The organism is Sphingobium sp. TomTYG46 (genome assembly GCF_055396345.1).
In genome coordinates this window covers 2,141,382-2,167,532 of sequence record NZ_AP027324.1, presented here as the reverse complement: position 1 = coordinate 2,167,532, position 26,151 = coordinate 2,141,382, and the positions used below count along the sequence as shown (strand labels likewise).

Sequence of the window (26,151 nt, the reverse complement as noted above, 5' to 3'; positions counted from 1 at the left end):
CGGTGCGGCGCCACAATCGAAAGGCTTTGGACATGGGAACATATAACGGCAAGCGTCCCGCGCATGTGAAGCCGCCCGCGCATCTTTCGAAGAGCCCGCCAGTGCCTGCGCCCGACCCGATCGATACCCCCTCACGCCATGAGGAAGAATTGAGTCCCGTCCGCTACGGAGACTGGGAACGCAAGGGAATCGCTATCGATTTTTGAATGTCGGCGACTGCCCCTTGATCGGTTCATCGCTGATTATGCACGTCTTCCGCTGGCCTGTGCCCTCGCTGCGAGCGGCGCGGCGCGTTCCTCTAGCCTTTGCTACCCGCTTGCGTGCAGGATTCAGCGGGGCAAAGGAAGAAAACAAAGCCGGGGTGGGTCGTGAATCATATAGCCGAGATAAAGGTGAGGGCGGTGTCTGAATATGCGCCGGAGGATGCGGCGCTGCTCTGTGCCGTGGGTCGTCTGGTCTGTGCCTGGACAATGCTGGAACAGAGTCTGGAGGCGAAAATCGCCATGATGCGGGAAGCGATGGGTGACGTGCGAACCGTCGGCACCCGGATGCGCCCCGGCATGGCGAAACTGATGACCGAACTTCGGACCATGGTGGCGATGCGCGACAAGCGCAACGCCAGCGCGCTCAAGGAGATTTCGGATATCGAGCGACACATGCAGAGGATCGATCGCTTCCGATCGCTCATCATTGGCGGCTTTCAGCAGCCCGCGCCTGGCGGTTTTACGTGCCGCGATGCTCGGAACAATCACACGCATGTCTCACTTGATCATCTCGATGCGGAGATATCTTCGCTCGAAACGGTGGCGCAGCGCTTGCTGGCCGTCTGACCGGGCGAGGTAATCCTCCCGCTATGCTTGACCTTTGACGCGTGGGGGGCGAAGCCTGTCCGCGCGTCTAGCGAGAATGGAATATCATGCCTTACAAGCCTATCCGCAAAGCCGTGTTTCCTGTCGCAGGCCTCGGCACGCGCTTCCTGCCTGCCACCAAATCGGTGCCCAAGGAACTGCTGCCGGTCGTCGATCGCCCGCTGATCCAATATGCCGTCGATGAGGCGCGCGAAGCCGGGATCGAGCAGATGATCTTCGTGACCGGGCGCGGCAAAGGCGCGATCGAAGATTATTTCGACATCGCCTATGAAAGCGAAGCCACCCAGCGCGAGCGCGGCAAGGACCTGTCAGCCCTGGACGGCACGCGCCTTGCGCCCGGTAATGCGGTGTTCTTGCGTCAGCAGGAGCCGCTGGGCCTCGGCCACGCGATCTGGTGCGCGCGCGACATCGTTGGGGACGAGCCCTTCGCTATCCTGTTGCCCGACGAGTTCATGAAGGGTGCGCCGGGACGGGGCTGCCTCAAGCAGATGGTCGATGCTTATAATCAGGTCGGCGGCAACCTGGTCTGCGCGCTTGAAGTGCCGATGGCCGATACGCCGAGCTATGGTGTGATCGATCCGGGCCAGCGCGATGGCGCGCTGACCGAGGTAAAGGGGCTGGTGGAAAAGCCCGCGCCCGGCACCGCGCCTTCCAACCTCATCCTGCCTGGCCGTTACATCCTGCAACCCGAGGTCATGAAGATTCTCGCGACCCAGGAAAAGGGCGCGGGGGGCGAGATCCAGCTGACGGACGCCATGGCGTCAATGATCGGGCAGCAGCCCTTCCACGGCGTGACCTTCGACGGCCGCCGCTTCGACTGCGGGTCAAAGGCGGGTTATATCGAAGCGAACCTGGCGCTGGCTTTGGAGCGCGAAGATCTGGGCGAGCATATCCGCAAGTTCGCGCTGGCGGAATTGGGCGCGACGACGATCGCCGCTGCCGCCTGAAGGCAAACCCCTCCTTTATCTCCCCTCCCGCAAGCGGGAGGGGCCGGGGGGTGGGCCAGCGCAACACCAGCCTTCTTGAGCAGACGCTAATGCAGAAGCTCGCTCAGCTCACACCCACCCCTAACCCTTCAAACGAGTCGCGTGGCTCGTTTGAACGCTTGCGGGAGGGGAAGGTTTTACGGTTCCACTATGCATAAAAAAAGGGCGGCCCTCCCAGAGCCGCCCTTTACGTCATGCCAAACAAAACCCTCAGAACGGCACTTCGTCGTCCAGATCATTGTTGAAATTCGGCCCGCCAGCGCCGCCCCGGGCACCACCGGACGAGCGTCCACCGCTGCCGCCGCCAAAGCCGCCACCGCCGCTGCCACCGCCGAAATCATCATAATCGCCGCCAAAGCCGCCCGAGCTGGCGCCCCAATCACTGCCGCCGCCCTGCGAGCGACCACCGCCCTGGCCACCACCAGGCGCGCCGTCGAGCATGGTCAGCACCGCGCCCGGACCCTGCAAAACGACTTCGGTGGTGTAGCGGTCGTTACCCGATTGGTCCTGCCACTTACGCGTGCGCAGCTGGCCCTCGACATAGACCTTCGATCCCTTGCGCAGGAACCGCTCGGCGACGCCCGCCAGACCTTCGGAAAAGATCGAGACGCTATGCCATTCGGTGCGCTCCTTGCGCTCGCCGGAATTGCGGTCCTTCCAGCTTTCGGAAGTGGCGATGCGAAGATTGCACACCTTGCCGCCATTCTGGAAGCTCTTCACTTCCGGGTCAGCGCCCAGATTGCCTACCAGAATGACCTTGTTGACCGAACCCGCCATATTTCCTCCGATGCTTTGGAGGTTCTTATAGTCGGCTGGCCTGCGGGCGCTACCCTAAACCTAGGGCCGTTGCGGTCCAGAAAGTCACCCCGGCAGCCGCATAAGCGAGCGCGAACAGATAGCCGATCATGAAGAGCGGCCATTTCCAACCGTTGGTTTCCCGCTTCGTCACGGCGATCGTCGATATGCACTGCGGCGCGAACACGAACCAGGCGAGGAAGGCGAGCGCAGTGGGCAGCGGCCAGTTATCCTTCAGCCGATCGCCCAGGCTCCGTTCCAGCTTGGTCTCCTCTTGATCCGCATCGAGCGAATAGACGGTCGCGAGCGCCGACACCGCTACTTCCCGCGCGGCCATTGCCGGGATCAGCGCGAGGGAAATGTCGCGGTTGAAGCCGATCGGCTCCAGCACGACGTTGAGCCCGTTGGCAATCCGTCCGGCGACCGAATAATTGACCTGGCTGACGCTGCTGTTCTCGGGCGCCTTGGGAAAGCTGAGCAGCACCCACAGGATCACGGTCGATGTAAAGATGATGGTGCCTGCGCGTTTCAGGAAGATGACGGCACGCTGCCATAGGCCGAGCAATATGTCCTGCGGGCGCGGCCATTGATATTTGGGCATTTCCATCAGGAAGCTGCCGCTTGCGCCCTTGGTGACGGTGGCGCGCAGGATCAGCGCGACCAGCATCGCGCCGACAATCCCGGCGATGTAGAGGCAGAAAAGGACGAGTCCCTGAAGGCCGATGCCCAGCCCCACGTTGCGTGCCGGGATGAAGGCGCCGATGATCACCGCATAGACCGGCAAGCGGGCCGAGCAAGTCATGAGCGGCGCGATCAATATGGTCGTCAGCCGGTCCTTCGGATCGGCGATGGTGCGCGTCGCCATGATGCCTGGCACGGCGCAGGCGAAGGAGGACAACAGCGGGATGAAGGCGCGGCCCGACAGGCCGACGCGGGCCATCAGCCCGTCCATCAGGAATGCTGCGCGGACCATATAGCCCGTCGCTTCCAGCATCAGGATGAAGAAGAAGAGGATGAGGATCTGCGGGAGGAAGACGACCACCGATCCGACGCCGTTGATGACCCCGTCAACCAGGAAAGATCGTAGCAGGCCATCCGGCAACGTGTTGGTGACGATCGTGCTTGCCGTTTCGGCCAGCCCCTCGATCATGGCGATCGGCGCTGCCGACCAGGCATAGACCGCCTGGAACATGATGAAGAGCAGCGCGAGCAGCAAGAGCAGACCCGCCACGGGGTGGAGCGCAACCCGGTCGACCGCAGCCGTCAGGCGGCGCGAGGGCGTTTCGCGAACCACTGCCGCGCGTGCGATCCTCCGCGCCTCGCTGCGCAACGCATCGAAGTCGAGAGCCGCGGCGGTAGACCGGTCCTTGGCGCTGCCGTCGAAAAGCGTGTCCAGTTCGGTGCGGAGATGGTCGAGCCCGCGTTTGCGAACCGCCACGGTCGAAATGACCGGCACCCCCAGCTCGCGCGAGAGGATATTCGCGTCCAGTTCCAGCCCGTCGCGGGTGGCAAGGTCCACCATGTTGAGCGCCACCACCGTCGGCAGGCCAAGGGCGATCAACTCAAGCGCGAACCGCAGGTGATTGTCGAGGTTGGAGGCATCGACCACCACCACGAGCGCGTCCGGCAGCCGCTCGCCATGCTGCTTGCCAAGGACCACGTCGCGGGTCACCTGCTCATCGGGGCTGGTAGGATTGAGGCTGTACGTGCCGGGCAGGTCGACCAGTTCGAGCGGACGGCCATCGGACAGCGACAGCCTGCCTGCCTTGCGCTCCACCGTGACGCCGGGATAGTTGCCCAGCTTCTGTCGCGCGCCGGTCAGCGCGTTGAACAGGGCGCTCTTGCCTGCATTGGGATTGCCGACCAGCGCGACCAGTGGCAGGCCACTCATGCCGCCTCCGCCGGACCCGTCCGGACGGTAATCGCGGCCGCATGGTTGCGGCGCATCGCAATGGTCATGCGCCCGACCTTGCAGGCGATCGGACCACGGCCGAGCAAACCGCCATGATGCAGCGCTTCGACGCTGGCGCCTTCGCACAGGCCGAATTCGCGCAAACGCTGGCCGTCCGACGCGGAAAGCGCGTCCCAGTCGATCAGGTCCACAGAGGCTGGCTGGCGCAACGGCAGTTCGGACAGGCGCAAGGAAGTAAAACTCGCTGAGATCACCTGCGAGTGACTATCAATATAGATAGGAAAAGGCCAGCCGGAATCGCGGCCTTTCGCGGGCAGTCAGATTGCGGGGTAGCGGAGCCGGCCCACGAAGCGAGCAAGGCTCAACCGCTCGCCGCCGCCTATGCCTTTCCACCTCGCCTTGGCCCGTTCGAAGCGCATCACGCCTTCGATGCGCCGATCGAGGAAGGCGCGGCTATCCGCCCAATCTTCGCTTTCATCGTCCACGAACACCAGCAGCGTCGCGGCATAGACCGCCGCGAGCGTCAGGCGCTTGCTATAATGATTGAGGTCGGTCGCGCTGTCGCCAGCCGCGCGCCACATCACGTCGGCCGATCGCCAGCCCAACCGGGCAGCGCGGACGCTGTTCTGCGGAAGCGCCATGATGGCGAGCGCCCGGCGCAATGCTTCCCGGTCGCGCGCCAGCAGTGTCAGCCGTGCCGTGACCAGCGCGATGATGCGCTGGCGGATAGACATGGTGACGAGCTTCTCTGGCGTCAGCGTCTCCAGCATGCGCGTGTCGATGCTGGCGAACCAGGCATCGATCATGTCCATGGCGCCCGCCGAAAAAGCGAGATGCGCGATGTCGGCATCCACACCGCCCTCCGATGCAGCCATGGTGACCGCTTCGGCGCGCCAGCCGTCAAATGCGGCATGACGCGGCAGGATCGGCGCGAGAAACGCCCGCACTTCATCAAGGGTCGGGTCTTCTGGCAAGGTCGTCATGTCCCCTATGGTAGGGCGCGGCACGCCCGCACACAAGCGCCAGACGATATTCAAACATGATGTTGCAACATATCATTAGATATGATGTAACATCATGTTTGTGACGGCCAGAAGGTCGCACAGATTTAGGATGGAGGATGCGATGGCAGTAATGGCAATGCATGCAACTGGAGGTCGGCAGCCCGGATATGCTGGCGGGGGCGGATCGCCCGTCGCGATCGGAGCAACCATCGCCGTCCACGCGCTGGTGGTGGGAGCGTTCATCCTTATACCTAAGGAGGTGATCGCTCCCTATGTGCCGCAGATCCTGATCGGCAAGCAGATTCCGATCGACCCGCCGCCGCCGGAAGCGCAACCGCAGCCCCCCGAAAGCAGGATGCCGGTGCGACCGACGACCGACCCGACCCCGACAAATCCCGATGATCTGGTGAAGCTGCCTGACAGCGGAACGGGACCAATCGTGCCCGCCGGTGGCACTGGTACTGACACGGGCGGCGGCGTCATCCTGCAACCCTTTGAGCCGCCGCAGGAGCCCGTCCTCGTCGAACCCGGCATTGACCCGCGCGCCATGTCCGCGTTCCAGCCCGACTATCCCGGATCGATGATCCGCCAGGGGATGGAAGGCTCAGTCACCGTCCGCGTCAGCATCGGCACGGATGGCAAGGTGACGGCCATCGAACGGTTGTCCGCCACGGACGAAGCCTTCTGGATCGCCACCCAGCGGCACGCGATGCGCAAATGGCGCTTCCGCCCCGCGACTCGGGACGGCGTGGCCGTGCCCGGCACCAAGGTGCTGACCGTCCATTTCAAGCTGACCGACCGATGAATGCCGCCTTGCCGGATGCAAGGCCCGGCTTTGCATCCGGCGGCGCCCTATCCTATATAGCGGCGATGGCGATCTTCCCCCGTCCTGTCTCTCCCAGAAGCGCGCTAGGCGACCTGTGGAGCTATTTTCGAGAGAACCGGCCGCATAAATGGCCGCTGCTCGGGCTGTCGATGGCGATCACCTGGGTGATCATGTGGGTGTTCATGGTCGATGCGAACACCAACACGATGCCGACCCGCAACAAGATCATCTACGTCCAGAGCTGGGACGCGAGCCGGTCGGACGCGGCGATCATCCTGCAACAGAAAATCGACCTGGCGAAGAGCGAGGCGGCGCTGCAAAAGCGGCAGAAGCAGATGCAGGGATGGGCTGACTCATTCGGCATCGACTGGCGCACCGAAGAAGCCCGCAACAGCGCCCGCCGCAAGGAAGCGTTGAAGCAGATCAATGCCCAGCTCGATTCGCGACTGGCCAAGGCGGAGGCGGCGGAAAAGGCCGCGCCCCAGACCAGCCAGAATTGAATTTCCCGATGGCCGACCTCGCCGACGACCGCCGTTTCATGGCAGCGGCGATCGCCCTGTCCGAGCGGGGCCGGGGCCTCTCCACCCCCAATCCCAATGTCGGATGCCTGATCGTCCGCGACGGAGCCGTGGTCGGTCGCGGCTGGACCCAGAAAGGTGGCCGCCCCCATGCCGAAGCGCAGGCGCTCGATGAAGCAAAGGATCAAGCGCGCGAAGCGACCGCTTATGTGACGTTGGAGCCCTGCTTCCACCTGTCCGCTCGTGGGCCGCGCTGTGCCGACCTTATGGCGCGAGCAGGCGTCGCGCGCGTAGTGATCGCACTGCGTGACCCCGATCCGCGCACCGATGGGCAGGGTGCAGGGCATCTGCGCGCGCGGGGTATCGAGGTCGAAATGGGCCTGATGGCGCAGGAGGCCGCTACAGTCATGCGCGGCTTCGTCCTGCGGCAGACGCTGGGCCGCCCGGCCGTCACCCTGAAGCTTGGCCTGTCGCTCGACGGCTGCATCGCGCTCAAGGACGGGTCGAGCCGCTGGATCACCGGCGAGGCGGCGCGCGCCCATGCGCATCTGGAGCGGGCGCGGCATGACGCCATCCTGGTCGGCGGCGGCACATTGCGCGCCGACGCTCCGCGCCTCGATGTCCGGCTACCGGGATTGGAGGATCGCTCACCTCGCCGCCTGCTGCTGACTCGCGGCCGGGCGCCCAAGGGGTGGGAAGCCATCGCGAAGCCGGAGGATATCGCTGCGCTCGATCATGTGGACCATCTGATGGTGGAGGGCGGCGCGGCGGCGGCGGCAGCCTTCCTGCGCGCCGATCTGGTCGACCGCCTTCTACTCTACCGCGCGCCGATCATCATCGGCGACGGCCTTGCGGGCATCGGCGACATCGGCCTGTCGGACCTCGCTCAAGCGCACCAGCGCTGGACCCTGACCGACGAGCGTCAGCTGGGCGAGGACCGGCTGGAGGTTTACGAACGGCGGCGCGGCGCTTAGGAGCGTCACGGAACCAGCAGGATCGCACACCCATGTTCACCGGCATCATCACCGACATCGGCACCATCCGCTCCGCCGAGCAGCGCGGAGACCTGCGCCTCGTCATCGGCACCGCCTATGACATGGACGGCGTCGCGATTGGCGCTTCGATCGCCTGTTCGGGGGCGTGCCTGACCGTGGTGGAAAAGGGCGCGGACTGGTTCGCCGTCGATCTGTCCGCCGAAACGGTCGAGCGTACCGCGTCCGGCCTGTGGGCGCAGGGCGGCAGGCTGAACTTGGAACGTGCACTCAAAGTGGGCGACGAACTGGGTGGGCACATCGTGACCGGCCATGTTGATGGCGTGGGCACATTGGTGTCGATCACGCCGGAAGGGGATTCCACCCGACTGGTGATCGCCGCGCCCCCGGCGCTGGCGTCGGCACTTGCCGCCAAGGGGTCTGTCACGGTCGATGGCATCTCTCTGACCGTGAACAGCGTTGAGGATCAGCCGGACGGGTCCGTTCAGTTCGGTCTAAACATCATACCGCATACGGCTGCGGCTACGACGCTGGACGATCTGACGACCGGCCGGACGTTCAATCTGGAGATTGACGTGCTGGCCCGTTATCTCGACCGCATGCAGAGCCTTCGCGGATCGATGTGATTGGCGCTTGAAATAATCACATCATAATGTGATAACTGCGTCCCGAGGCCGATCTGGTCAAGGAGTCGCAGTCATGTCTTCCGCGCTTATCGATACCGTTCGCACCCTGGTCAATGAAGGGGGCATGTCCCGGTCGGGACTCGCGCGCGCTGCGGGCCTTCATGCCAATTCCCTGCGGAAGCTGGGCGAAACGGATTGGAACCCCACCGCAGAAACGCTGGGCAAGCTCGAAAATTATCTGGCACGGCGCGAGGGCGGCACTGCGCTTGCCTCCCCGGAAGAGATCATCAACGAAGCGCGTAACGGCCGCATGTTCATCCTGGTCGATGATGAAGATCGGGAGAATGAAGGTGATCTGGTGATCCCGGCGCAGATGGCGACACCCGATGCGATCAACTTCATGGCGACGCATGGCCGCGGCCTCATCTGCCTCGCGATGACCAAGGATCGGGTCGATCATCTGGGCATCGACCTTATGAGCCGCAACAACGGCACGCGGCATGAAACCGCCTTCACCGTGTCGATCGAAGCGCGCGAGGGCGTAACCACCGGGATCAGCGCTGCCGACCGCGCGCGCACCATTTCCGTGGCGATCGACGGCTCCAAGGGCCGCGATGACATCGTGACACCCGGCCACGTCTTCCCCCTCGTCGCCAAGGATGGCGGGGTGCTGGTGCGCACTGGCCATACCGAGGCGGCTGTCGATGTGGCGCGTCTCGCCGGGCTCAACCCGTCGGGCGTGATCTGTGAAGTGATGAAGGACGACGGCACCATGGCGCGCCTCGACGACCTCATCCCCTTCGCGCAGAAGCACAAGATGAAGATCGGCACGATCCGCGACCTCATCGCCTATCGCCGCCGTCATGACCATATGGTTGAGCGCCGTGCCGAAACCGTCTTCAACAGCAAATGGGGCGGCGATTGGAAGGCGATCAGCTTCTATAACAAGGCGACGCAGAGCGAGCAGCTGGTGCTGCAAAAGGGCCATGTGTCGCCGGACGAACCGACACTGGTGCGCGTGCATCAGCTCTCGCTGCTCGACGATGTCTACGGCGCCAGCGGCCCCCGCTGCGAAATCCTGCGCAAGTCGATGGAGATCATCGCCAAGGAAGGCGCGGGCCTCATCGTCGTTCTGACCAGCAACTCGCCGGCCGATTTCCTGACCCGCATTCTGCGCCATCATGCTGGCCAGCCTGTTAGCGGCATGGACGAATTGCGCGACTATGGCGTGGGCGCGCAAATCCTCGCGGAACTCGGCGTGCATGACATGGTCCTGCTCACCAATTCCAGCCACAGCCTCATCGCGCTTGACGGCTATGACCTCGCCGTGGTCGGGCATCGACCCGTCGAGCTATAAAAAGGATATCGGCCGTGGCGAAATTCCTGATCGTTGAAGCCCGCTTCTACGAACATCTCAATAACCTTCTGATCGAAGGCGCGGTGGCCGCGCTGGAGGCGGAAGGGCATAAATATGAAGTGGTGACGGTGCCCGGCGCGCTGGAAATCCCCGGCGCGGTTGCGCTGGCGGCGGAGTCTGGGCGCTATGACGGCTTCGTGGCGATCGGCGTGGTGATCCGCGGCGAAACCTATCATTTCGAAGTGGTCTCGAACGAAAGCGCTCGGGGCCTTATGGCGCTCAGCATGGACGGCATCCCCATCGGCAATGGCATCCTGACCGTCGAGAATGAGGCGCAGGCGCTGACCCGCGCCAAGCCGGATGAGAAGGACAAGGGCGGCGAAGCGGCCAAGGCCGCGATCGCCATGCTGGGCCTGCGCGAGAAATTCGGCGCCTAGGCGCTTCTCGCTCTACATGGGCACCGCCTCTTAATCCGTTCGCCCTGAGCTTGTCGAAGGGCTTCACTTCTTTTTTGGAGAAAGGGCCGATCCTCGGAGCGGCCCTTTCTCCATAAGGCTCAGCCCGCCTTGGCGAGAACCGGATAATCCACATAGCCCTCGCGGCCCTGCGTGTAGAGCGTATCGGTGCTCAAGGGGTTAAGCGGAGCTCCTAGCGATAGGCGAACGGGCAGGTCGGGATTGGCTATGAACGGACGGCCAAAGCTGATCGCCTGGGCAAGGCCGCTGTCCAAATCCTCCTGCGCCCGAGCCGCGTCATAATCGCTGTTCAGGACGAGCGGGCCGCTGAAATGACGGCGGATGAGCGGCGACTGACGCGGAACGTCGCTCGCGCCCCGGCTGCCGTCCGGACGCAACTCGCGCATCTCCAGAAAGGCGATGCCGATCGGGTCCAGCGCCTTGGCGATGGCGATGGCAAGGCTGGCGGGATCGCTGTCGTCCGTACCCTGCGAGGCGCCATTGATCGAAATCCGCACCGCCGTCCGGTCGGCGCCAACGGCGTCCGCTACGGCCTGCGTGATCTCGCGCAGTAGCCGGACGCGGTTTTCGGGGCTGCCGCCATAAGTATCCTGCCGCTGGTTGACGCCGTCGCGAAGAAATTCGTCGAGCAGATAGCCGTTGGCGGCGTGAACCTGAACGCCGTCAAATCCGGCTTCGCGAGCATTGCGCGCGGCTGTGACATAGGTGGCGATCAGGGCCGGGATTTCCTCTGCGTCCAACGCACGGGGCTGCTCATAGGGCTTGTTGCCTTCATAGCTGTGGGCGTGGCCGGGCGCGGCGATCGGACTGGAAGACACGGGCTGCTGCCCGCTGACGCTCGAATGGACGAGGCGACCCATGTGCCAGAGCTGCGCGAAGATGCGGCCTCCAACATCATGCACGGCCTTCGTGATCGGCTTCCAGGCCTCCGTCTGCTCAGCAGTCCAGATGCCCGGTGCGAAGGGCCATCCAAGCCCCTGACGCGACACGCCTATGCCTTCGCTGATGATCAGGCCGGCCGAGGCGCGCTGGCGATAATAGTCCGCCATGATCGGCGTGGGCACATGATCGCGGCTGGCGCGGGCGCGGGTTAGCGGCGCCATCAATATGCGATTGCGGGCCTTGATGGCACCCAACTGAACAGGATCGAAGAGGCTGGTCATGAAAATCCCCTTATTACAGTTGCAATTTGCAACTCATAAGCTTGCCGACGCCAGCTAGGGATCGGTGATCAGGCTTTCAAGCCTGTTCGCGACAAGATGTCAAAACAGTGTGTCGGCCGCATGAATGGCCAATCCTACAAGGCCACCGACCAAAGTACCGTTGATCCGGATATATTGAAGGTCGCGACCGACAGCGCTTTCGAGGCGGCTAGTCACGGTTCCCGCGTCCCAGCCGCGCACGGTTTCGCTCACCAGCTTCACGATGGAATCGCCATAGGCGGCCGTCGCACCAACGGCGGCGCGCCGTACGAAGCGGTTGATCAGCAGCCGCAGGCGGGCATTGTCCTGAAGCGTGGTGCCCAGCTGGCGCAGCGCCTCGCCCAGCCGCCCCGCCATCGCCTTGCCCGGATCGCGGACGGCGCGCAGCAGGCCGGATCGCGCCTGTTCCCAAAGGCCGTCTATCCACCGCTGCATTGCGGGATTTTCGACGATCTCGTCGCGGATGCGGGCCACGCGTTCCTGCATGGCGGCATCGAATTGCAGGTCGCTTGCCAGCTTCGCCATGCCTTCTTCGGCCTTGAGGCGCAGGCTATGCTGCGGGTCAGCTGACATCTCGGCCAGCAGCCGCCGCAGCCCGTCGATGATGGTGTTGGACAGATTTTCATCCAATCCCGTCCAGCGCAGGATCTTGCCCGCCCGGTCATGCACCATCTGGCGGATAAGGTGGTCATTGGCCTCCAGCGTGCGATCGGCCCAATGGATGATGCCGTCCATCACGGGCGCATGGCGGCCATCGCGCATAGCCGCCTCTATGGCCTGCCCGATCAGCGGCGCGATGTTCATGCCCCGCAGCCGCTGCGCGATCGCGCCCTTGACCATGCCGCCAAGCCGTTCCTGATCAAGCGCCTCCAGCATGTCTGCCACCAGCCGCGACGCGCCTTCACGCAGACGGCCGTCCCCGCCTGACGGGCTGGCGAGGAAGCGCCCTGCGGCGGCGGCGACGTCCAGCCGCTGCATTCTGCGCGCAACGACAGCGGGGGTCAGGAAATTGTCGCGCAGGAAGAAGGCCAGCGTATCGCCGATCCGATCCTTGTTGCGCGGGATGATCGCCGTGTGCGGGATAGGCAGGCCCAGCGGATGCCGGAACAGCGCGGTGACGGCGAACCAGTCGGCAAGGCCGCCCACCATCGCGGCTTCCGCAAATGCCTGAACGAAACCGATAGCTGGATGCAGATGGACGGTAGATCGCGCGGCGAGGAACAGCAGCGCCATCGCGATCAACATGCCCGTCGCAACCACCCGCATATCGCGCGGCACCCGGACAGGCAAGTCGGCGGCGATCGGGGGAACGGGAAGCTGCTTCATCGTCCGTCCAACGGTTACGCCGCCGTTTCGTTCAGCCATGCGCTTCTTTCAGGCGATCCGACTGCCATCATTCCGCCGGTTGTGCATTTCCCTCATGCTTTGCATCGTCCCCAGGCTTGTATGTGAGCAGACGGCGGCTGAGGCGCGGACCCGCCCATCCTTCGATCTGTAGCGCCAGACTGAATGTCGCGGGCACGATCACAAGGGTGAGGAGCGTGGAGAGCAGCAAACCGCCGATCACCGTTATGCCCATGGGCGCGCGCCATGCGCTGTCGCCTCCCAGCGAGATGGCGGTGGGGACCATGCCCGCAACCATCGCGACGGTAGTCATGACGATCGGCTGAGCGCGCTTGTGCCCCGCATCGATGATCGCGTCGAACCGTGGCACGCCTTTCTGGATTTCCTCCAGCGCGAAGTCGATCACCAGAATGGAGTTCTTCGCGACGATCCCGAGCAGCATCAATATACCGATCATCACCGGCATCGAGATGGGGTGCCCGGTAAGATGCAGCGCCAATGCCCCGCCAAGCGGCGCCAGCAGCAGCGATCCCAGATTGACGAACGGCGGCATCAACCGCTTGTAGAGCAGTGTCAGCACCGCGAGCACGAGCAGGATGCCGGAAATAACCGCGACGGCGAAATTCTTCAGCATTTCCGCCTGCCATTTCGACTCGCCGGTGTTGATCTTCTGAATGCCCGGGATACGGCCTTCACTGATTTCCTTCATCGTGGGCAGGGCGTTGATCTTCTTCATCGCCTGACTGCTGACGATGCCGGGCGCGAAGTCGGCATCGACGACGATCCGGCGGATTTGGTTATAGCGACGGATTTGCGTCGGCCCGGCACCGAATTCGATATCGGCGACGACCTTGAGCGGCACAGAGCCACCGTTGACGGTCGGCACGGGCATATTCTCGATCGTCGCGATGTCGCTGCGGCTGTCCTCCGCCACGGCCACGCGGATGGGAATCTGCCGATCCGATAGCGAGAATTTGGCCGTATTCTGGTCAATGTCGCCGATCGTGGCCACGCGAATGGTCTGGCTAAGCGCGGCGGTGGTGACCCCCAGGCTCGCGGCCAGGTCGAATCGGGGTTTGATGATGATCTCGGGCCGATTCATGTCGCCCTGGACCCGGGGCGACCGGACTTCCTTCACGCCGCTCATTTCGGAAACCAGCTTGTTAGCGACACGATCCAGCAGCACGGCATTGTCGCTGCCGAGCATGATCGTAACGTCACGGCCCATGCCTCCACCTGCTTGCGACTGGAAGTTCACACGGGCATCCGCAATTTGCTGGAAGCGGGGCGCCATGCTGCGTTCCCACTCGACCGAGGACGCAGGCCGGTCCTTCTTCAGTGTAAGATAGATGTTGGCGCTGGTCGGTTGGATGTCGGCGAAGGCCGCGTTGACGAACTTGGTGTCGGCCGTCAACATGTCCGCCACGCGCCGGGCGACTGCGGTGGTTTGCTGTAGCGTGCTGCCGGGCACGGTTTCGATCTTCACCTGGCTGTAATCGGTGTTCATTGATGGCTGGAACGCCATCGGCAGCGTCCCGAAGGCGAGCAGCGTAGCGATGAAGGCCAGTCCCCCGATGCCCACTGTCCAGATACGGTGGTCGCGCAGCCACGCTGCGAAGCGGGGCCGGGTGCCTGATGCGCGATAGGCTTTGGCCCGCCTTTCATCGAGCGACCAGTGCAGCACTCGCATGTAGACGTCCATCAGCCAGCCCTCGCCATGGCTTTCCTGGCCGTGCGCCTTGAGGAAATAGGCGGCGACCATGGGCGTGATGAGGCGGGCGACGGCCAGGCTGAGCAGCACCGCGACCACGACAGTCATGCCGAACTGGATGAAGAACTGGCCCGAAACTCCGGGCATCAGCGCAACTGGCAGGAACACGGCGACAATAGCCATCGTCGTCGCCAGCACTGCCAGGCCAATCTCGTCGGCCGCGTCGATCGATGCCTGATAGGCTGTCTTGCCCATGCGCATGTGGCGCACGATATTTTCTATTTCCACGATAGCATCATCGACCAGCACGCCCGCGACCAGGCTGAGTGCCAGCAAGGAGGTCACGTTGAGCGTGAAGCCCATCATATCCATGAACCAGAAGGTCGGAATGGCTGACAGCGGGATTGCCGTGGCGGCAATGATCGTCGCGCGCCAGTCACGCAGGAACAGGAACACGACGACGACCGCCAGCACAGCGCCCTCGATCATGGACTGCATCGCCGCATGATATTGGCTCTTGGTATAATCGACGCTGTTGAAGAGTTCCTTGTAACGGATCTTCGGATTTTCTTTCTTAAGCTGGTCCAGCACCTTGATCGCATTGCCGAACACGGTGACGTCGGATGATCCCTTCGCCTTTTCCATGCTGAAACTCGTCACCTGCATGCCATTCATCAGCGAAAGCGACCGTTGTTCGCCATACATGTCGCGCACATCGGCAAGGTCGGACAGCTTAACGGTGCGGCCGCCGGAGATGGCGATCTGGGTCTGGCTCAGGGCATAGGCGTCCTGTGCATTGCCGAGCACGCGGATCGCCTGCTCGGCTCCCGCGATTTCGGTGCGGCCGCCCGCCGCGTTCAGGTTGACCTGTTGTAACTGCTGATTGACCTGCGCAGCCGTGACGCCGTGCGACTGCAGCTTGGCGGGGTCAAGGATGACGCGGATTTCGCGGGTAACGCCGCCACCACGCCTGACCGCCGCCATGCCCGGCACGGCAAGCAGACGCTTGGCGACAGTATTGTCGACATACCATGACAATTGTTCCAGCGTCATGTCGGTCGCTTCGGCACTGAAATAGGCGATCGGACGATCGGCATCTAGCCGCGTCACCTGCGGTTCCAATATGCCTTCTGGCAATTCGCTACGGATCTGGTCGACAGCGTTCTTGACGTCGGCAACGCCCCGATCGATCGGCGTTCCAATCTGGAACTGCACGATCGTCATCGAATTGCCTTCGGAGACGGTCGAGGTGATCTCGTCAACGCCGCTGATGCCGCGCACGGCGGCCTCGACGCGCTGCGTTACCTGGGTTTCCAGTTCCGGCGGCGCGGCGCCTGGCTGCAATACCAGCACTTGAGCGATGGGGAAGGTGATATCGGGCTGCTGGTTGATGTCCATGCGGCCAAAGCTGACCATTCCCGCGAGAAGCAGGGCGACGAACAGCACGAGCGGGGACACCGGGTTGCGGATGGCCCAGGCCGACATATTACGAAAACTCATGACGGCTTCCTCGCCTGCGCGGGCTTACCCGGCCTTTTGAACTTGCGGCCGCACCTTCTGCCCGGGCCGCAGAAAGGCGCCTGCCGATGCGACAATGCGTTCGCCGCCATTCAGGCCGTGCGTAACCGCAACGCCCTTCGGAGAGACCTGTCCGACCTCGACGCCGCGTCGTTCGGTCTCATCCCGCGCGTTGACGATGTAGACAAACTGTCCCCTGGCATCGGTCTGCACGGCGGACTCCGGCAGCAGCGGGGCCGTTGCCGTGCCGCTGACGATGCGGGCGGCGGCAAATCCGCCCGGGCGGATCGCCTTGTTATAGGGTATGGAGATGCGCGCGATGCCCTGCCGCGTCTGTGGATCGACGACCGGTGAAACTTGCCAAATGCGCCCGGAGAACTCCGTCTGGCCACCGACAGGGGTGACCGTCGCGCTGTTGCCCGGCCGCAACGTGGCGAGATCGCTCTCGCTCAGTTGGGCCAGAAGTTCCATCTCGCCATCCTTGGCCATGCGGAAAAGCACGCCGCTGCCCGAACCGACAATCTGGCCGGGTTCGACATCGCGAGTCAGGATCAGCCCGGATGCAGGGGCACGAATATCAAGCCGTCCCGTCCGGGCGCGCTGTTCGGCCAATTGTGCGACCGCGACATTCACGCGGGCGTTGGCGGCATCACGCGTGGCTGTACGCTGATCGATATCAGCCCGGCTGATGAAGCCGCGCTTCACAAGGGCCTGGGCACGGTCGAGCTGCGCCTGCGCCAGCTTCGCATCGGCGCGATTCACCTCTACCTGCGCCGCGAGCGAGCGAACCTGCTCGGTCTGGACCGACCGTTCGATCACCGCAAGCACCTGCCCGGCGCGAACCCAATCACCCGGTTGCACCAGTACGCGCGTCACCTGCCCGCCCTCACCGACGACTCCGACAGGCATTTCCACACGCGCGGCCAGTGATCCCGTGCCGCTGACGGTGCGGGCCACGACGGACTGGCCTGGCACGAGGACGGTGACGACCGGGGCGTCTTCCGCAGGGGCTGCTCCATCCCCGCTCTTGCCATGCATGCTGATCCAGGCTGCAACGGCAATCAGGATGATCGCAATCACCGCGCCAATCGTCAGCGCCCGCCGCCTTGAAGGGCGCGGTTCTTCGCCAAAGACGCGCGCCGGAACATCTCCGGCCACCTGAGTTTCGTAATTCATCCTGATTCCATCATTCGGCCGACGGGCCGACCGGCGCTGTGTTATATAAATACATCACCCGGCTCAACCCTCAATACACTTTGCGCACCGGCGGAGCAACGCGGGCGGGCCGCCTTTGCTTGCCAAATTCATGCGCCTATGGCGCTATGCGGCATGAAGTGGATGGGAGGCTAGGATGGAATTACTAGGTTGGATCATCGTCGGCCTGTTCGCAGGAGCGATTGCGCGGTTCGTGATGCCGGGCAGAAATCCCGGTGGATGCGTGGTTACGATCCTGCTGGGAATAGCTGGAGCATTATTCGCCGCTTATGTCGGCCGACTGTTGGGTGTTTATGAAGCGGATGAACAGGCAAGCTTTCTCGCGGCCTTATTGGGCTCGATAGCCGTTCTGGCCATCTATCGCTGGTTTGCGGGACGCGGCTGAACGAACGGCAAAAAGGGCCGCGTCGAAACGCAGCCCTTCATACCCGCCAGCGTAGCTTCCGGGGTGGTTAACGCATTGATCCGCGACGGACCAGGTTGACGATGGCAAGCAGCACGATCGCACCCACGAGGGACACGAGGAAGCTGTACAGCGTCAGACCCTCATTGATCGAACCGCCACTGAAGATCAGGCCGCCGATAAAGGCGCCGACTATGCCCACCACGATGTTTAGAAGGATGCCCTGCTGCGCATCGGTGCGCATGACCATGCTGGCAAGCCAGCCGATGATACCGCCGACAACAAGCCACAAAATGATACCCATTTCACACTCTCCTTGGACCACCGCCCCCAGCGGGTTGGCTGATGTATTTAACGGCGAAGTCGGCTTCGCGTTCCCTGGGAAATGTTTCTGGCTTGACAATGGCTGGTGAATCGGTGCGCGATCCAAGCGAAAGGGCCGCCGGATTTGCATCCGGCGGCCCTTGATGTGCCTGCATCCTTCGCTATCCGGCGTTGAGCCGGACAAGGAGGATCAGTATTTCTGCTGCCGTTCGTAGAGCGACTTGTAATATTGGATCCGCGTAACGCGCAGGCCGTGCATGCCCGATCGATCGACAGCGCGCTGCCAGCCCGCAAATTCCTCAAGCGTCAACGAATAGCGCGCGCAGGCTTCATCGACGGTCAACAAACCACCATTGACGGCGGCGACCACCTCGGCCTTGCGACGGACGACCCAGCGCGTCGTATTCGCGGGAGGCAAGCTCTCCAGAGTCAAGGGTTCCCCGAGCGGCCCGACGACCTGAGCAGGTCGGATTTTCTGATTTTCTATCATTCTCACCCTCAAAAAGCGGCACTGGCGTTGCCGAATTCAGCAGCGGCAACCGGTATGCGCGTCAGCCCTGAAGATCAGCTAAAGCGCCACGGTAAACGCCCCCTTCATCATCCTTGTCCCACTCTTAAATGCTGCGCGATCAACGGGTTGAAACTTCCCGTTGGGCGTGCGGCCTCGATCATGCCGCCCGGACGTGGCGCGAACACTTCGGCCAAATCCTGGATCCAGTCGCTCGTCTCGTCCTGCCCCCGCAGGACCCCGGCCACCGCCCGCGCGGTCGGGCTGGCCGCCTGCTCCGCCGCCGAAGCGGCGCGCAGCAGCGGCCAGACCGGCGCATGCGGCCGACTGACGGGTCTGGCATTGGCGGGTTTGAGCCCGCCTGCCCGAAGGAAACCAAAATCCATGTGAAGGGAGGTAGCGAAAAAAGGATAAGGTCCGGTAAACTCGCACGGCCGAAACGACGCTTTACAGCGCGCGGCGTGGAATCCCGCTGGAATGCAACGGCGCGGACGATTATATGCCCGGCCATGCAGCCTCAGTTCCAGTTGCCTGAACCGCTTGCGAAGCGGCGAATCGTCGTTGCCATGTCTGGCGGCGTCGATTCGAGCGTCGTCGCCGCCCTTGCCGCGCGCACGGGCGCCGAAACCATCGGCGTTACGCTACAGCTTTACGATCACGGCGCGGCTGTCGGCCGCACCGGCAGCTGCTGCGCGGGGCAGGATATACGCGACGCGCGTGCTGTCGCCGACCGTATCGGCATCGCCCATTATGTCTTCGATTATGAAAGTCGTTTCCGGGATTCAGTGATCGCCGGTTTTGCCGATGAATATATGGCCGGACGGACGCCCATACCCTGCGTCAAATGCAATATGGGGGTGAAGTTCACCGACCTGTTCCAGATCGCGCGCGATTTGGGCGCCGATTGTCTGGCGACCGGCCATTATGTCCGCCGCGTCGAAGGCGCGCAGGGCGCCGAACTACACCGCGCGGCCGATCCCGCGCGGGACCAGAGCTATTTCCTTTTCGCCACGACGCAGGCACAGCTTGATTATCTGCGCTTTCCGCTGGGCGGCCTCCCCAAGCCGCAGGTGCGGGAAATCGCCGCAGAACTTGGCCTGTCGGTGGCGCTGAAGCCGGACAGCCAGGACATCTGCTTCGTACCCGATGGCGATTATGCTGGCGTGGTTCGCAAGCTGCGCCCGGATGCGGACGAAGGTGGCGAGATCGTCCATATCGACGGCCGCATCATGGGCACGCACAAGGGGCTGATCCACTACACCGTAGGCCAGCGTAAGGGGCTGGAGATCGGCGGGCAGGCCGAGCCGCTCTATGTCGTCCGTCTGGACGCCGATGCTCGGCGGGTGATCGTCGGACCCAAAGCGGCGCTCGCGGTGTCAGCGGCGCGGCTGAGCGACATCAACTGGCTTGGCGGCGACTTCAGCGGGCCGCTGACGGCCAAGGTGCGGTCGATGGCAAAGCCTGTTCCGGCAAGGCTGGAGGGTGATCGCCTGATGTTCGACGCACCCGAATATGGCGTGGCGCCGGGTCAGGCCGCCGTGCTCTACGCGGGCGACCGGGTGCTGGGCGGTGGCTGGATCGAGGCCACCGAGGCTGCACTGGCGCAAGCTGCATGAATATTGTCCTTTGTGGCGCGCGCGGCTAAGGCCCGCCGGTCATGACTCGTCCGCTCACACTCGCCATTCCCAAGGGCCGCATCCTCGATGAAGCGCTGCCGATGCTCGCGCGCGTCGGTATCGAGCCTGAAGCGGAATTTCATGACAAGAAAAGCCGGGCGTTACGTTTCGCCACCAACCGGCCCGATATCTCGATCATTCGCGTGCGCGCCTTCGACGTCGCGACTTTCGTCGCCCATGGCGCGGCGCAGATCGGCATCGTCGGGTCGGACGTGGTCGATGAGTTCGACTATTCGGAACTCTATGCGCCGGTCGACCTCGACATTGGTCATTGCCGTCTGTCGGTCGCTGAACCCGTTGACCTTGCGGGCGAGGATGAGGCGGCGATGAGCCATGTGCGGGTTGCCACCAAATATCCTTACCTCACGCGCCGCTATTATGAGGCGCGCGGCATTCAGGCCGAATGCGTCAAGCTGAACGGCGCGATGGAACTCGCGCCCTCGCTCGGCCTGTCACGTCGGATCGTTGATCTGGTATCATCAGGCGCGACGCTCAAGGCAAACGGGCTGGTCGAAACCCATGTCATCATGCAGGTGTCGGCGCGCCTTGTCGTCAATCGCGCTGCCTACAAGATGCGATCGGCGGAACTGGCGCCGCTGGTGGAAAGCTTCCGCAAGGCCGTGGGGAAGCGCGATGCCGCTTAGGCTCGACAGCCGCGACGCTGATTTCCCCGCCGCCTTCAAGGCGCTGGTCGATGCCCGGCGCGAGGCGGATGAAGATGTGTCGCGCGACGTCGCGGCAATCCTGAAGCGCGTCCGCGCAGAAGGCGACGCCGCGCTGGCCGATTACACCAGCCGGTTCGACCGGCACGATCTGGAGGCAAGCGGCTGGGCGGTTACCCCTGCCGAGTGCCGCGCCGCGCTGGATGGCATCTCGCCTGAGTTGCGCGATGCGCTGGAACTGGCAGCGGCGCGGATCACCACCTATCACGAAAAGCAGCGGCCGCAGGACAGCGACGGCACCGACAGCGCTGGCGTACGGCTGGGCGCGCGCTGGCAGCCGGTGGATGCGGCCGGGCTTTATGTGCCGGGCGGCCGGGCGGCCTATCCCAGCTCGCTTTTGATGAACGCCATTCCCGCCAAGGTGGCTGGCGTGTCACGCATTGCCATGGTGACGCCGACGCCCAATGGCGTGATCAACCCGCTCGTCCTCGCCGCTGCCAGCATTGCGGGAATAGAGGAAATCTGGCGCGTGGGCGGCGCGCAGGCCGTGGCTGCGCTCGCCTATGGCACGGATCGGATAAATCCGGTCGATGTCATCACAGGCCCCGGTAACGCTTGGGTCGCCGAAGCCAAGCGTCAGCTTTATGGCGTAGTCGGCATCGATATGGTCGCAGGACCGTCAGAGATCGTCGTCGTCGCCGATGGGAAAAATGATCCGGACTGGATCGCCGCTGACCTGCTGAGCCAATCCGAACATGATCCGACCAGCCAGTCGATCCTGTTTACAGACGATGCCGCTTTCGCCGATGCGGTGGCGGTGGCCGTCGAAAAGCGACTGCCGCTATTGTCGACGCAGGCAGTCGCCACGACCAGCTGGGCGGCAAACGGCGCAATCATCCTCGTGCGCGATCTGGAAGAAGCAATGCCGCTGGTAAACCGTCTCGCTGCCGAGCATCTGGAACTGGCGGTGGATGATCCCGACGCCCTGTTTACGCAGGTCCGCCATGCCGGGTCGGTGTTTCTGGGCCGCATGACGCCCGAAGCCGTCGGCGATTACGTCGCAGGCCCCAACCATGTGCTGCCCACGGGACGGCGCGCGCGCTTTTCCTCAGGACTCTCAGTGCTCGACTTCATGAAACGCACCAGCTTCCTCAGCCTTGATCAGGCTGCGATCGACGCCATCGGCCCGGCGGCAGTCGCGCTGGCGGAGGCGGAGGGGCTTCCTGCCCATGCCGCCTCGGTGGCGGTGCGGCTTAGAGCGATTGCCAAGCGATCGGAATCGATCGCTGGTTAAGAAATCGCGGCAAACAAAGGGTTAGAGCGGTTTTCGATCTGATCCTATCAGATCGAAAACCGCTCTAAATAACTTCCGTTCGCCCCAAGCTTGTCGAAGGGCAGTATTTTCTTCAAGAAGGGCAGGGCTTCGACAGGCCCAGCCCGCACGGCTATATGGAATCCCGATGACCGAACGCTCCAAATCCCGCTCCGCAGCCCGGCTTGCCGCAGTGCAGGCGCTGTACCAGCTGGAAATGGAAGGGACGCCCCTCGCCACCCTGCTGCATGAATTCCATCAGCACCGGCTGGGCGCGACCATCGAAGACGTGACCTATGCTGATGCGGAAGAGAGCTTTTTCGACGATGTCGTGACCGGCGTGGACAAGCGGCGCGGCGAAATTGACGCCATGATCACCGCCCGCCTGTCCAAGGGCTGGAGCCTTGAGCGGCTCGACAAGCCGATGCGCCAGATCTTGCGGGCAGGCACCTATGAACTGATCGCGCGCAAGGACGTACCGACCGGCACGGTCATCAGCGAATATGTCGATGTCGCTCATGCGTTTTACGACAAGCGCGAGGCGGGTTTCGTCAACGGCCTGCTGGATGGCGTGGCGAAGGATGTGCGCCAGTAACGGTCAATTATGTCCGCTGAAACCCGCTTCCTGACCCTCCTGCGCCTGCTGGCCAATGATCCCGCCGCGCGCGGCTTGCAGGACGATGTGGCGGTGTTGGACGTGGGCGGCGCCCGCCTGATACTCACCAGCGACACGATGGTGGAGGGGGTGCATTATCTCCCCGGCGATCCCCCTGCGGACATTGGCTGGAAGCTTGCCGCCGTGAACCTCTCCGACCTTGCCGCCAAGGGTGCGCGGCCCGTGGGTTGCCTGCTCAATTACGCGCTGTCGGGCGACGATGGCTGGGACGCGGCCTTTCTTGAGGGGCTGGGCGAGGCGCTCAGCCGTCATGCCATGCCGCTATTGGGCGGCGACACGGTGCAGATGCCGCACGGCAGTCCGCGCAGCTACAGTCTGACGGCGATTGGTGAGACAAGCGGTGCCGTGCCCGCCCGTAGCGGCGCGTGCGCAGGTGATCGTCTCTATCTGACGGGTCCCGTTGGCGATGCCGGAGCGGGGCTTGAACTGCTCCGCGCGAACGCCGCCGCATCAGGGCCGTTGGTGGAGGCTTATTGCCGCCCCCGGCCCCGGCTCACCGAAGGCGCGCTGCTTGCAGGCCAAGTCCATGCGATGATGGATGTGTCCGACGGCCTGCTGATCGATGCCGCCCGCATGGCGCAGGCTAGCGGATTGGCTGTCACCATCGATCATGTTCCGCTTTCCCCGGCGCTGGAGCTGGTGAGCGGCGGCAGCACTGCCGCTCAGATCGCAGCGGCGCGGGCGGGCGATGACTATGAACTGCTGTTCGCACTGTCGCCCACGACAAAGCCGCCAGTACGGGCCATTCCGGTGGGTCGTTTCTCATCGGGGTCGGGGCTGAAGCTGATCATCGACGGCGCAGATATGCCGTTGCCCGACCGGCTTGGCTGGGAACATGGCTAAGCCGGGACGCCGCAAGGCCCTGATTCGGATGCGTTTCGTAACGGCTTGACGTCGCCCGTCCTGTCTGTAGCTTCCGTCCATCCTTTTCTCAGCCCGGTTGGACGCCCATGATGCGCGTAACCTTGATGCTGATTGACGCGGTGCCTGATGCCGGATGCGTGAATTCCGGCCGCGCGCGCTTATGCCTTTCGCCCGCCCGTTTTTCCCTGCGGAGCGGCCGATGACAGCAAAAACAGGGGGAGAGGAACATCCATGCAGATTGTCTATATCGCCATAGGGTGCGGGCTATTAGCCCTGCTCTACGGCCTGATAACCAGTCGTCAGGTATTGGCGGCCTCCGTCGGTAATGAAACCATGCAAGCTATCGCGGGGGCGATCCAGGAAGGGGCAAAGGCCTATCTCAGCCGCCAATATATGACCATCGGCATGGTCGGGGTCGTGGTTGCGGCGATCGTCTTCTTCTTTTTGGGCGCAACGTCCGCAATCGGCTTCCTGATCGGGGCGATCCTGTCCGGATCGGCTGGCTTCATCGGCATGAACATTTCGGTGCGCGCCAATGTCCGCACCGCCGAAGCGGCACGCACGACGCTGCAGAGCGGCCTCACCGTCGCCTTTCGTGCTGGCGCGATCACCGGCATGCTGGTGGCGGGTCTGGCGCTGCTCGCGATCAGTGTCTTCTTCTGGTATCTGACCGGACCCGCAGGTCATGCGCCTGACGATCGTCTGGTGATTGACTCTCTGGTCGCGTTGGCCTTCGGTGCTAGCCTTATCTCTATCTTTGCGCGCCTGGGCGGTGGCATCTTTACCAAGGCGGCGGACGTCGGCGCCGACCTCGTGGGCAAGGTGGAAGCAGGTATACCCGAGGATGACCCACGTAATCCCGCCGTGATCGCCGACAATGTGGGCGACAATGTCGGCGACTGCGCCGGTATGGCGGCCGACCTGTTCGAAACCTACGTCGTCACCGTTGGCGCGACCATGGTGCTGACGGCACTGCTGGTGAGTGGGGTCGATAACATCTTCCTGCAACGGCTGATGGCGCTGCCGCTGATCGTCGGCGGGGTGTGCATCATCACGTCGATCATAGGCACCTATATGGTGCGCCTTGGTTCCAACCAGTCGATCATGGGGGCGCTCTACAAAGGCTTCTGGACAACGGCGATCCTTTCGATCCCCGCGCTGTATTTCGTCACGCAGTTCACGCTGGGCGACCTCAACGTGCGTTTTGGCACCGATCTGGACGGGGCGGGCGGCTACACCGGCATGGCGCTGTTCTGGTCGATGATGGTGGGCCTTGCCGTTACGGGCCTGATCGTCTGGATCACGGAATATTATACCAGCACCAACTATCGTCCGGTGCGCAGCATCGCTCGCGCGTCCGAGACCGGTCATGGCACCAACGTGATCCAGGGGCTGGCAGTCAGTCTGGAAGCGACCGCGCTGCCGACGCTGGTGATCGTCGCCGGGATCATCGTGGCGCATCAGCTGGCGGGCCTGATCGGCATTGCTTTTGCGGCGACAGCGATGCTGGCGCTGGCGGGCATGGTCGTGGCGCTCGACGCCTATGGCCCCGTCACCGACAATGCGGGCGGCATCGCAGAGATGGCGCATCTCGACGACAGCGTGCGGGGCAAGACCGATGCGCTGGACGCTGTGGGCAATACGACCAAGGCGGTGACGAAGGGCTATGCCATCGGGTCAGCCGGGCTTGCCGCGCTGGTGCTGTTCGGCGCCTACACGGAAGATCTGAAATTCTACAACTCGGCCCTCGGCCTGACCGAGCCGGTCGATTTCAGCCTGTCCAATCCCTATGTCATCGTCGGCCTGCTGCTGGGCGCGCTGCTACCCTATCTGTTTGGCGCAATGGGCATGACCGCAGTCGGCCGCGCGGCGGGCGACGTGGTGAAGGACGTTCGCGACCAGTTCGCCACCAACAGCGGCATCATGGAAGGGACCTCACGGCCCGACTATGCCCGCACTGTCGACCTTGTCACCCGCGCGGCGATCAAGGAGATGATCATCCCCAGCCTGTTGCCGGTGCTGGCTCCGATCGTCGTCTATTTCGCGATCTCTGCCGTTGCCGGAACACCCAATGGCTTTGCGGCGCTGGGCGCATTGCTGCTGGGCGTGATCGTGTCGGGACTGTTTGTCGCCCTTTCCATGACATCGGGCGGCGGCGCATGGGACAATGCCAAGAAATATATCGAAGATGGCAACCATGGCGGTAAAGGGTCGGAGGCGCACAAGGCAGCGGTGACCGGCGATACCGTGGGTGATCCCTACAAGGACACCGCCGGGCCTGCGGTCAATCCGATGATCAAGATCACGAACATCGTCGCGTTGCTCTTGCTCGCCGCGCTGGCGCACGGCGTCTGACGGCATTTCGCAAGGAAAAG

General features: G+C 63.4%; 27 protein-coding genes. 16 read left to right on the top strand and 11 right to left on the bottom strand.

What is annotated here, in order from left to right; translation table 11 throughout:
* Nucleotides 1-32 precede the first annotated feature (32 nt).
* The 3 genes from ACZ5YV_RS11000 to ACZ5YV_RS10990 all read left to right on the top strand — a co-directional run bounded on the left by ACZ5YV_RS11000 (nt 33) and on the right by ACZ5YV_RS10990 (nt 1,816).
* Nucleotides 33-206: a DUF1674 domain-containing protein gene (locus tag ACZ5YV_RS11000; protein ID WP_449474410.1), complete on the top strand. Its 174-nt coding sequence runs from the start codon at nt 33-35 to the stop codon at nt 204-206.
* Between the two features lie 195 nt (nt 207-401).
* Nucleotides 402-830, top strand: coding sequence for a hypothetical protein (locus tag ACZ5YV_RS10995; RefSeq protein ID WP_196224798.1), 429 nt, complete (start codon nt 402-404; stop codon nt 828-830).
* Nucleotides 831-916: 86 nt separating this feature from the next.
* A complete protein-coding gene (locus ACZ5YV_RS10990; RefSeq protein WP_464787650.1) occupies nt 917-1,816 on the top strand; it encodes a UTP--glucose-1-phosphate uridylyltransferase in 900 nt (299 codons plus the stop codon).
* 249 nt (nt 1,817-2,065) lie between these two features.
* On the opposite strand, the gene ssb is transcribed toward ACZ5YV_RS10990, so the two are convergent.
* From ssb to ACZ5YV_RS10970, 4 genes are all read right to left on the bottom strand, one after another.
* Complete coding sequence (gene ssb / locus ACZ5YV_RS10985) at nt 2,066-2,632, bottom strand: single-stranded DNA-binding protein (RefSeq protein WP_464787649.1); 567 nt, start codon at nt 2,630-2,632, stop codon at nt 2,066-2,068.
* Between the two features lie 49 nt (nt 2,633-2,681).
* Nucleotides 2,682-4,541: a ferrous iron transporter B gene (gene feoB, locus ACZ5YV_RS10980; RefSeq protein WP_464787648.1), complete on the bottom strand. Its 1,860-nt coding sequence runs from the start codon at nt 4,539-4,541 to the stop codon at nt 2,682-2,684.
* Nucleotides 4,538-4,792 (bottom strand): FeoA family protein, encoded by a 255-nt coding sequence (locus tag ACZ5YV_RS10975; protein ID WP_464787647.1) that lies wholly within the window; start codon nt 4,790-4,792, stop codon nt 4,538-4,540. Before ACZ5YV_RS10975 ends, feoB begins: the two co-directional genes overlap by 4 nt.
* A gap of 87 nt (nt 4,793-4,879) precedes the next feature.
* On the bottom strand, nt 4,880-5,545 hold the full coding sequence (locus ACZ5YV_RS10970; protein ID WP_464787646.1) for a COQ9 family protein: 666 nt from the start codon (nt 5,543-5,545) through the stop codon (nt 4,880-4,882).
* A gap of 151 nt (nt 5,546-5,696) precedes the next feature.
* On the opposite strand from ACZ5YV_RS10970, the gene ACZ5YV_RS10965 reads away from it, so the two are divergent.
* The 6 genes from ACZ5YV_RS10965 to ribH all read left to right on the top strand — a co-directional run bounded on the left by ACZ5YV_RS10965 (nt 5,697) and on the right by ribH (nt 10,322).
* Nucleotides 5,697-6,371 (top strand): energy transducer TonB, encoded by a 675-nt coding sequence (locus ACZ5YV_RS10965; protein WP_464787645.1) that lies wholly within the window; start codon nt 5,697-5,699, stop codon nt 6,369-6,371.
* Nucleotides 6,372-6,436: 65 nt separating this feature from the next.
* The gene (locus ACZ5YV_RS10960; RefSeq protein ID WP_464787644.1) at nt 6,437-6,892 is read left to right on the top strand and encodes a hypothetical protein; all 456 of its coding nucleotides are present in this window, start codon (nt 6,437-6,439) and stop codon (nt 6,890-6,892) included.
* Between the two features lie 8 nt (nt 6,893-6,900).
* On the top strand, nt 6,901-7,884 hold the full coding sequence (ribD, locus tag ACZ5YV_RS10955; RefSeq protein ID WP_464787643.1) for a bifunctional diaminohydroxyphosphoribosylaminopyrimidine deaminase/5-amino-6-(5-phosphoribosylamino)uracil reductase RibD: 984 nt from the start codon (nt 6,901-6,903) through the stop codon (nt 7,882-7,884).
* Between the two features lie 32 nt (nt 7,885-7,916).
* Entirely contained in the window at nt 7,917-8,528 is a 612-nt protein-coding gene (locus tag ACZ5YV_RS10950) for a riboflavin synthase (protein WP_464787642.1), read from the top strand.
* 73 nt (nt 8,529-8,601) lie between these two features.
* Nucleotides 8,602-9,885, top strand: a complete 1,284-nt coding sequence (ribB, locus tag ACZ5YV_RS10945) for a 3,4-dihydroxy-2-butanone-4-phosphate synthase (RefSeq protein ID WP_464787641.1) — start codon at nt 8,602-8,604, stop codon at nt 9,883-9,885.
* 14 nt (nt 9,886-9,899) lie between these two features.
* Nucleotides 9,900-10,322, top strand: coding sequence for a 6,7-dimethyl-8-ribityllumazine synthase (gene ribH, locus ACZ5YV_RS10940; protein WP_464787640.1), 423 nt, complete (start codon nt 9,900-9,902; stop codon nt 10,320-10,322).
* Between the two features lie 119 nt (nt 10,323-10,441).
* Here the strand turns inward: ribH and ACZ5YV_RS10935 are convergent, their stop codons facing one another.
* The 4 genes from ACZ5YV_RS10935 to ACZ5YV_RS10920 form a co-directional block, all read right to left on the bottom strand.
* Entirely contained in the window at nt 10,442-11,524 is a 1,083-nt protein-coding gene (locus ACZ5YV_RS10935; protein WP_464787639.1) for an alkene reductase, read from the bottom strand.
* 99 nt (nt 11,525-11,623) lie between these two features.
* Nucleotides 11,624-12,889, bottom strand: coding sequence for a DUF445 domain-containing protein (locus tag ACZ5YV_RS10930; protein ID WP_464789206.1), 1,266 nt, complete (start codon nt 12,887-12,889; stop codon nt 11,624-11,626).
* A gap of 67 nt (nt 12,890-12,956) precedes the next feature.
* Nucleotides 12,957-16,118, bottom strand: coding sequence for an efflux RND transporter permease subunit (locus ACZ5YV_RS10925; RefSeq protein WP_464787638.1), 3,162 nt, complete (start codon nt 16,116-16,118; stop codon nt 12,957-12,959).
* Nucleotides 16,119-16,142: 24 nt separating this feature from the next.
* The gene (locus ACZ5YV_RS10920) at nt 16,143-17,312 is read right to left on the bottom strand and encodes an efflux RND transporter periplasmic adaptor subunit (protein WP_464787637.1); all 1,170 of its coding nucleotides are present in this window, start codon (nt 17,310-17,312) and stop codon (nt 16,143-16,145) included.
* 175 nt (nt 17,313-17,487) lie between these two features.
* Between ACZ5YV_RS10920 and ACZ5YV_RS10915 the strand changes: the two genes are divergently transcribed.
* The gene (locus tag ACZ5YV_RS10915; protein ID WP_464787636.1) at nt 17,488-17,736 is read left to right on the top strand and encodes a GlsB/YeaQ/YmgE family stress response membrane protein; all 249 of its coding nucleotides are present in this window, start codon (nt 17,488-17,490) and stop codon (nt 17,734-17,736) included.
* Between the two features lie 67 nt (nt 17,737-17,803).
* On the opposite strand, the gene ACZ5YV_RS10910 is transcribed toward ACZ5YV_RS10915, so the two are convergent.
* The 3 genes from ACZ5YV_RS10910 to ACZ5YV_RS10900 all read right to left on the bottom strand — a co-directional run bounded on the left by ACZ5YV_RS10910 (nt 17,804) and on the right by ACZ5YV_RS10900 (nt 18,972).
* Nucleotides 17,804-18,058 carry a GlsB/YeaQ/YmgE family stress response membrane protein gene (locus ACZ5YV_RS10910; protein ID WP_449474394.1) on the bottom strand — a complete coding sequence of 85 codons (255 nt, stop codon included), beginning with the start codon at nt 18,056-18,058 and terminating at the stop codon, nt 17,804-17,806.
* Between the two features lie 210 nt (nt 18,059-18,268).
* The gene (sciP, locus tag ACZ5YV_RS10905; RefSeq protein ID WP_097092542.1) at nt 18,269-18,568 is read right to left on the bottom strand and encodes a CtrA inhibitor SciP; all 300 of its coding nucleotides are present in this window, start codon (nt 18,566-18,568) and stop codon (nt 18,269-18,271) included.
* Between the two features lie 107 nt (nt 18,569-18,675).
* Nucleotides 18,676-18,972, bottom strand: a complete 297-nt coding sequence (locus tag ACZ5YV_RS10900; RefSeq protein ID WP_196224785.1) for a hypothetical protein — start codon at nt 18,970-18,972, stop codon at nt 18,676-18,678.
* A gap of 123 nt (nt 18,973-19,095) precedes the next feature.
* Between ACZ5YV_RS10900 and mnmA the strand changes: the two genes are divergently transcribed.
* The 6 genes from mnmA (at nt 19,096) to ACZ5YV_RS10870 (ending at nt 26,131) form a co-directional block, all read left to right on the top strand.
* A complete protein-coding gene (gene mnmA / locus ACZ5YV_RS10895) occupies nt 19,096-20,202 on the top strand; it encodes a tRNA 2-thiouridine(34) synthase MnmA (RefSeq protein WP_464787635.1) in 1,107 nt (368 codons plus the stop codon).
* A gap of 41 nt (nt 20,203-20,243) precedes the next feature.
* Nucleotides 20,244-20,906, top strand: a complete 663-nt coding sequence (gene hisG / locus ACZ5YV_RS10890; protein WP_449474392.1) for an ATP phosphoribosyltransferase — start codon at nt 20,244-20,246, stop codon at nt 20,904-20,906.
* Nucleotides 20,896-22,218: a histidinol dehydrogenase gene (gene hisD, locus ACZ5YV_RS10885; RefSeq protein ID WP_464787634.1), complete on the top strand. Its 1,323-nt coding sequence runs from the start codon at nt 20,896-20,898 to the stop codon at nt 22,216-22,218. The genes hisG and hisD overlap by 11 nt, the downstream gene beginning before the upstream one ends.
* Nucleotides 22,219-22,384: 166 nt before the next feature.
* Nucleotides 22,385-22,831: a transcription antitermination factor NusB gene (nusB, locus tag ACZ5YV_RS10880; RefSeq protein ID WP_464787633.1), complete on the top strand. Its 447-nt coding sequence runs from the start codon at nt 22,385-22,387 to the stop codon at nt 22,829-22,831.
* 9 nt (nt 22,832-22,840) lie between these two features.
* Nucleotides 22,841-23,755: a thiamine-phosphate kinase gene (gene thiL / locus ACZ5YV_RS10875; protein WP_464787632.1), complete on the top strand. Its 915-nt coding sequence runs from the start codon at nt 22,841-22,843 to the stop codon at nt 23,753-23,755.
* Between the two features lie 252 nt (nt 23,756-24,007).
* Nucleotides 24,008-26,131, top strand: coding sequence for a sodium-translocating pyrophosphatase (locus ACZ5YV_RS10870; RefSeq protein ID WP_464787631.1), 2,124 nt, complete (start codon nt 24,008-24,010; stop codon nt 26,129-26,131).
* The last annotated feature ends 20 nt before the right edge of the window (nt 26,132-26,151 follow it).

What these genes read in the sequence shown, in the direction of transcription:
- ACZ5YV_RS11000 (WP_449474410.1), top strand. Translation starts at nt 33, where the DNA reads ATGGGAACATATAACGGCAAGCGTCCCGCGCATGTGAAGCCGCCCGCG.
- ACZ5YV_RS10990 (WP_464787650.1), top strand. Translation starts at nt 917, where the DNA reads ATGCCTTACAAGCCTATCCGCAAAGCCGTGTTTCCTGTCGCAGGCCTC.
- ssb (WP_464787649.1), bottom strand. Translation starts at nt 2,632, where the DNA reads ATGGCGGGTTCGGTCAACAAGGTCATTCTGGTAGGCAATCTGGGCGCT.
- feoB (WP_464787648.1), bottom strand. Translation starts at nt 4,541, where the DNA reads ATGAGTGGCCTGCCACTGGTCGCGCTGGTCGGCAATCCCAATGCAGGC.
- ACZ5YV_RS10970 (WP_464787646.1), bottom strand. Translation starts at nt 5,545, where the DNA reads ATGACGACCTTGCCAGAAGACCCGACCCTTGATGAAGTGCGGGCGTTT.
- ACZ5YV_RS10965 (WP_464787645.1), top strand. Translation starts at nt 5,697, where the DNA reads ATGGCAATGCATGCAACTGGAGGTCGGCAGCCCGGATATGCTGGCGGG.
- ACZ5YV_RS10960 (WP_464787644.1), top strand. Translation starts at nt 6,437, where the DNA reads ATGGCGATCTTCCCCCGTCCTGTCTCTCCCAGAAGCGCGCTAGGCGAC.
- ribD (WP_464787643.1), top strand. Translation starts at nt 6,901, where the DNA reads ATGGCCGACCTCGCCGACGACCGCCGTTTCATGGCAGCGGCGATCGCC.
- ACZ5YV_RS10950 (WP_464787642.1), top strand. Translation starts at nt 7,917, where the DNA reads ATGTTCACCGGCATCATCACCGACATCGGCACCATCCGCTCCGCCGAG.
- ribB (WP_464787641.1), top strand. Translation starts at nt 8,602, where the DNA reads ATGTCTTCCGCGCTTATCGATACCGTTCGCACCCTGGTCAATGAAGGG.
- ACZ5YV_RS10935 (WP_464787639.1), bottom strand. Translation starts at nt 11,524, where the DNA reads ATGACCAGCCTCTTCGATCCTGTTCAGTTGGGTGCCATCAAGGCCCGC.
- ACZ5YV_RS10930 (WP_464789206.1), bottom strand. Translation starts at nt 12,889, where the DNA reads ATGAAGCAGCTTCCCGTTCCCCCGATCGCCGCCGACTTGCCTGTCCGG.
- ACZ5YV_RS10925 (WP_464787638.1), bottom strand. Translation starts at nt 16,118, where the DNA reads ATGAGTTTTCGTAATATGTCGGCCTGGGCCATCCGCAACCCGGTGTCC.
- ACZ5YV_RS10920 (WP_464787637.1), bottom strand. Translation starts at nt 17,312, where the DNA reads ATGAATTACGAAACTCAGGTGGCCGGAGATGTTCCGGCGCGCGTCTTT.
- ACZ5YV_RS10915 (WP_464787636.1), top strand. Translation starts at nt 17,488, where the DNA reads ATGGAATTACTAGGTTGGATCATCGTCGGCCTGTTCGCAGGAGCGATT.
- ACZ5YV_RS10910 (WP_449474394.1), bottom strand. Translation starts at nt 18,058, where the DNA reads ATGGGTATCATTTTGTGGCTTGTTGTCGGCGGTATCATCGGCTGGCTT.
- sciP (WP_097092542.1), bottom strand. Translation starts at nt 18,568, where the DNA reads ATGATAGAAAATCAGAAAATCCGACCTGCTCAGGTCGTCGGGCCGCTC.
- ACZ5YV_RS10900 (WP_196224785.1), bottom strand. Translation starts at nt 18,972, where the DNA reads ATGGATTTTGGTTTCCTTCGGGCAGGCGGGCTCAAACCCGCCAATGCC.
- mnmA (WP_464787635.1), top strand. Translation starts at nt 19,096, where the DNA reads ATGCAGCCTCAGTTCCAGTTGCCTGAACCGCTTGCGAAGCGGCGAATC.
- hisG (WP_449474392.1), top strand. Translation starts at nt 20,244, where the DNA reads ATGACTCGTCCGCTCACACTCGCCATTCCCAAGGGCCGCATCCTCGAT.
- hisD (WP_464787634.1), top strand. Translation starts at nt 20,896, where the DNA reads ATGCCGCTTAGGCTCGACAGCCGCGACGCTGATTTCCCCGCCGCCTTC.
- nusB (WP_464787633.1), top strand. Translation starts at nt 22,385, where the DNA reads ATGACCGAACGCTCCAAATCCCGCTCCGCAGCCCGGCTTGCCGCAGTG.
- thiL (WP_464787632.1), top strand. Translation starts at nt 22,841, where the DNA reads ATGTCCGCTGAAACCCGCTTCCTGACCCTCCTGCGCCTGCTGGCCAAT.
- ACZ5YV_RS10870 (WP_464787631.1), top strand. Translation starts at nt 24,008, where the DNA reads ATGCAGATTGTCTATATCGCCATAGGGTGCGGGCTATTAGCCCTGCTC.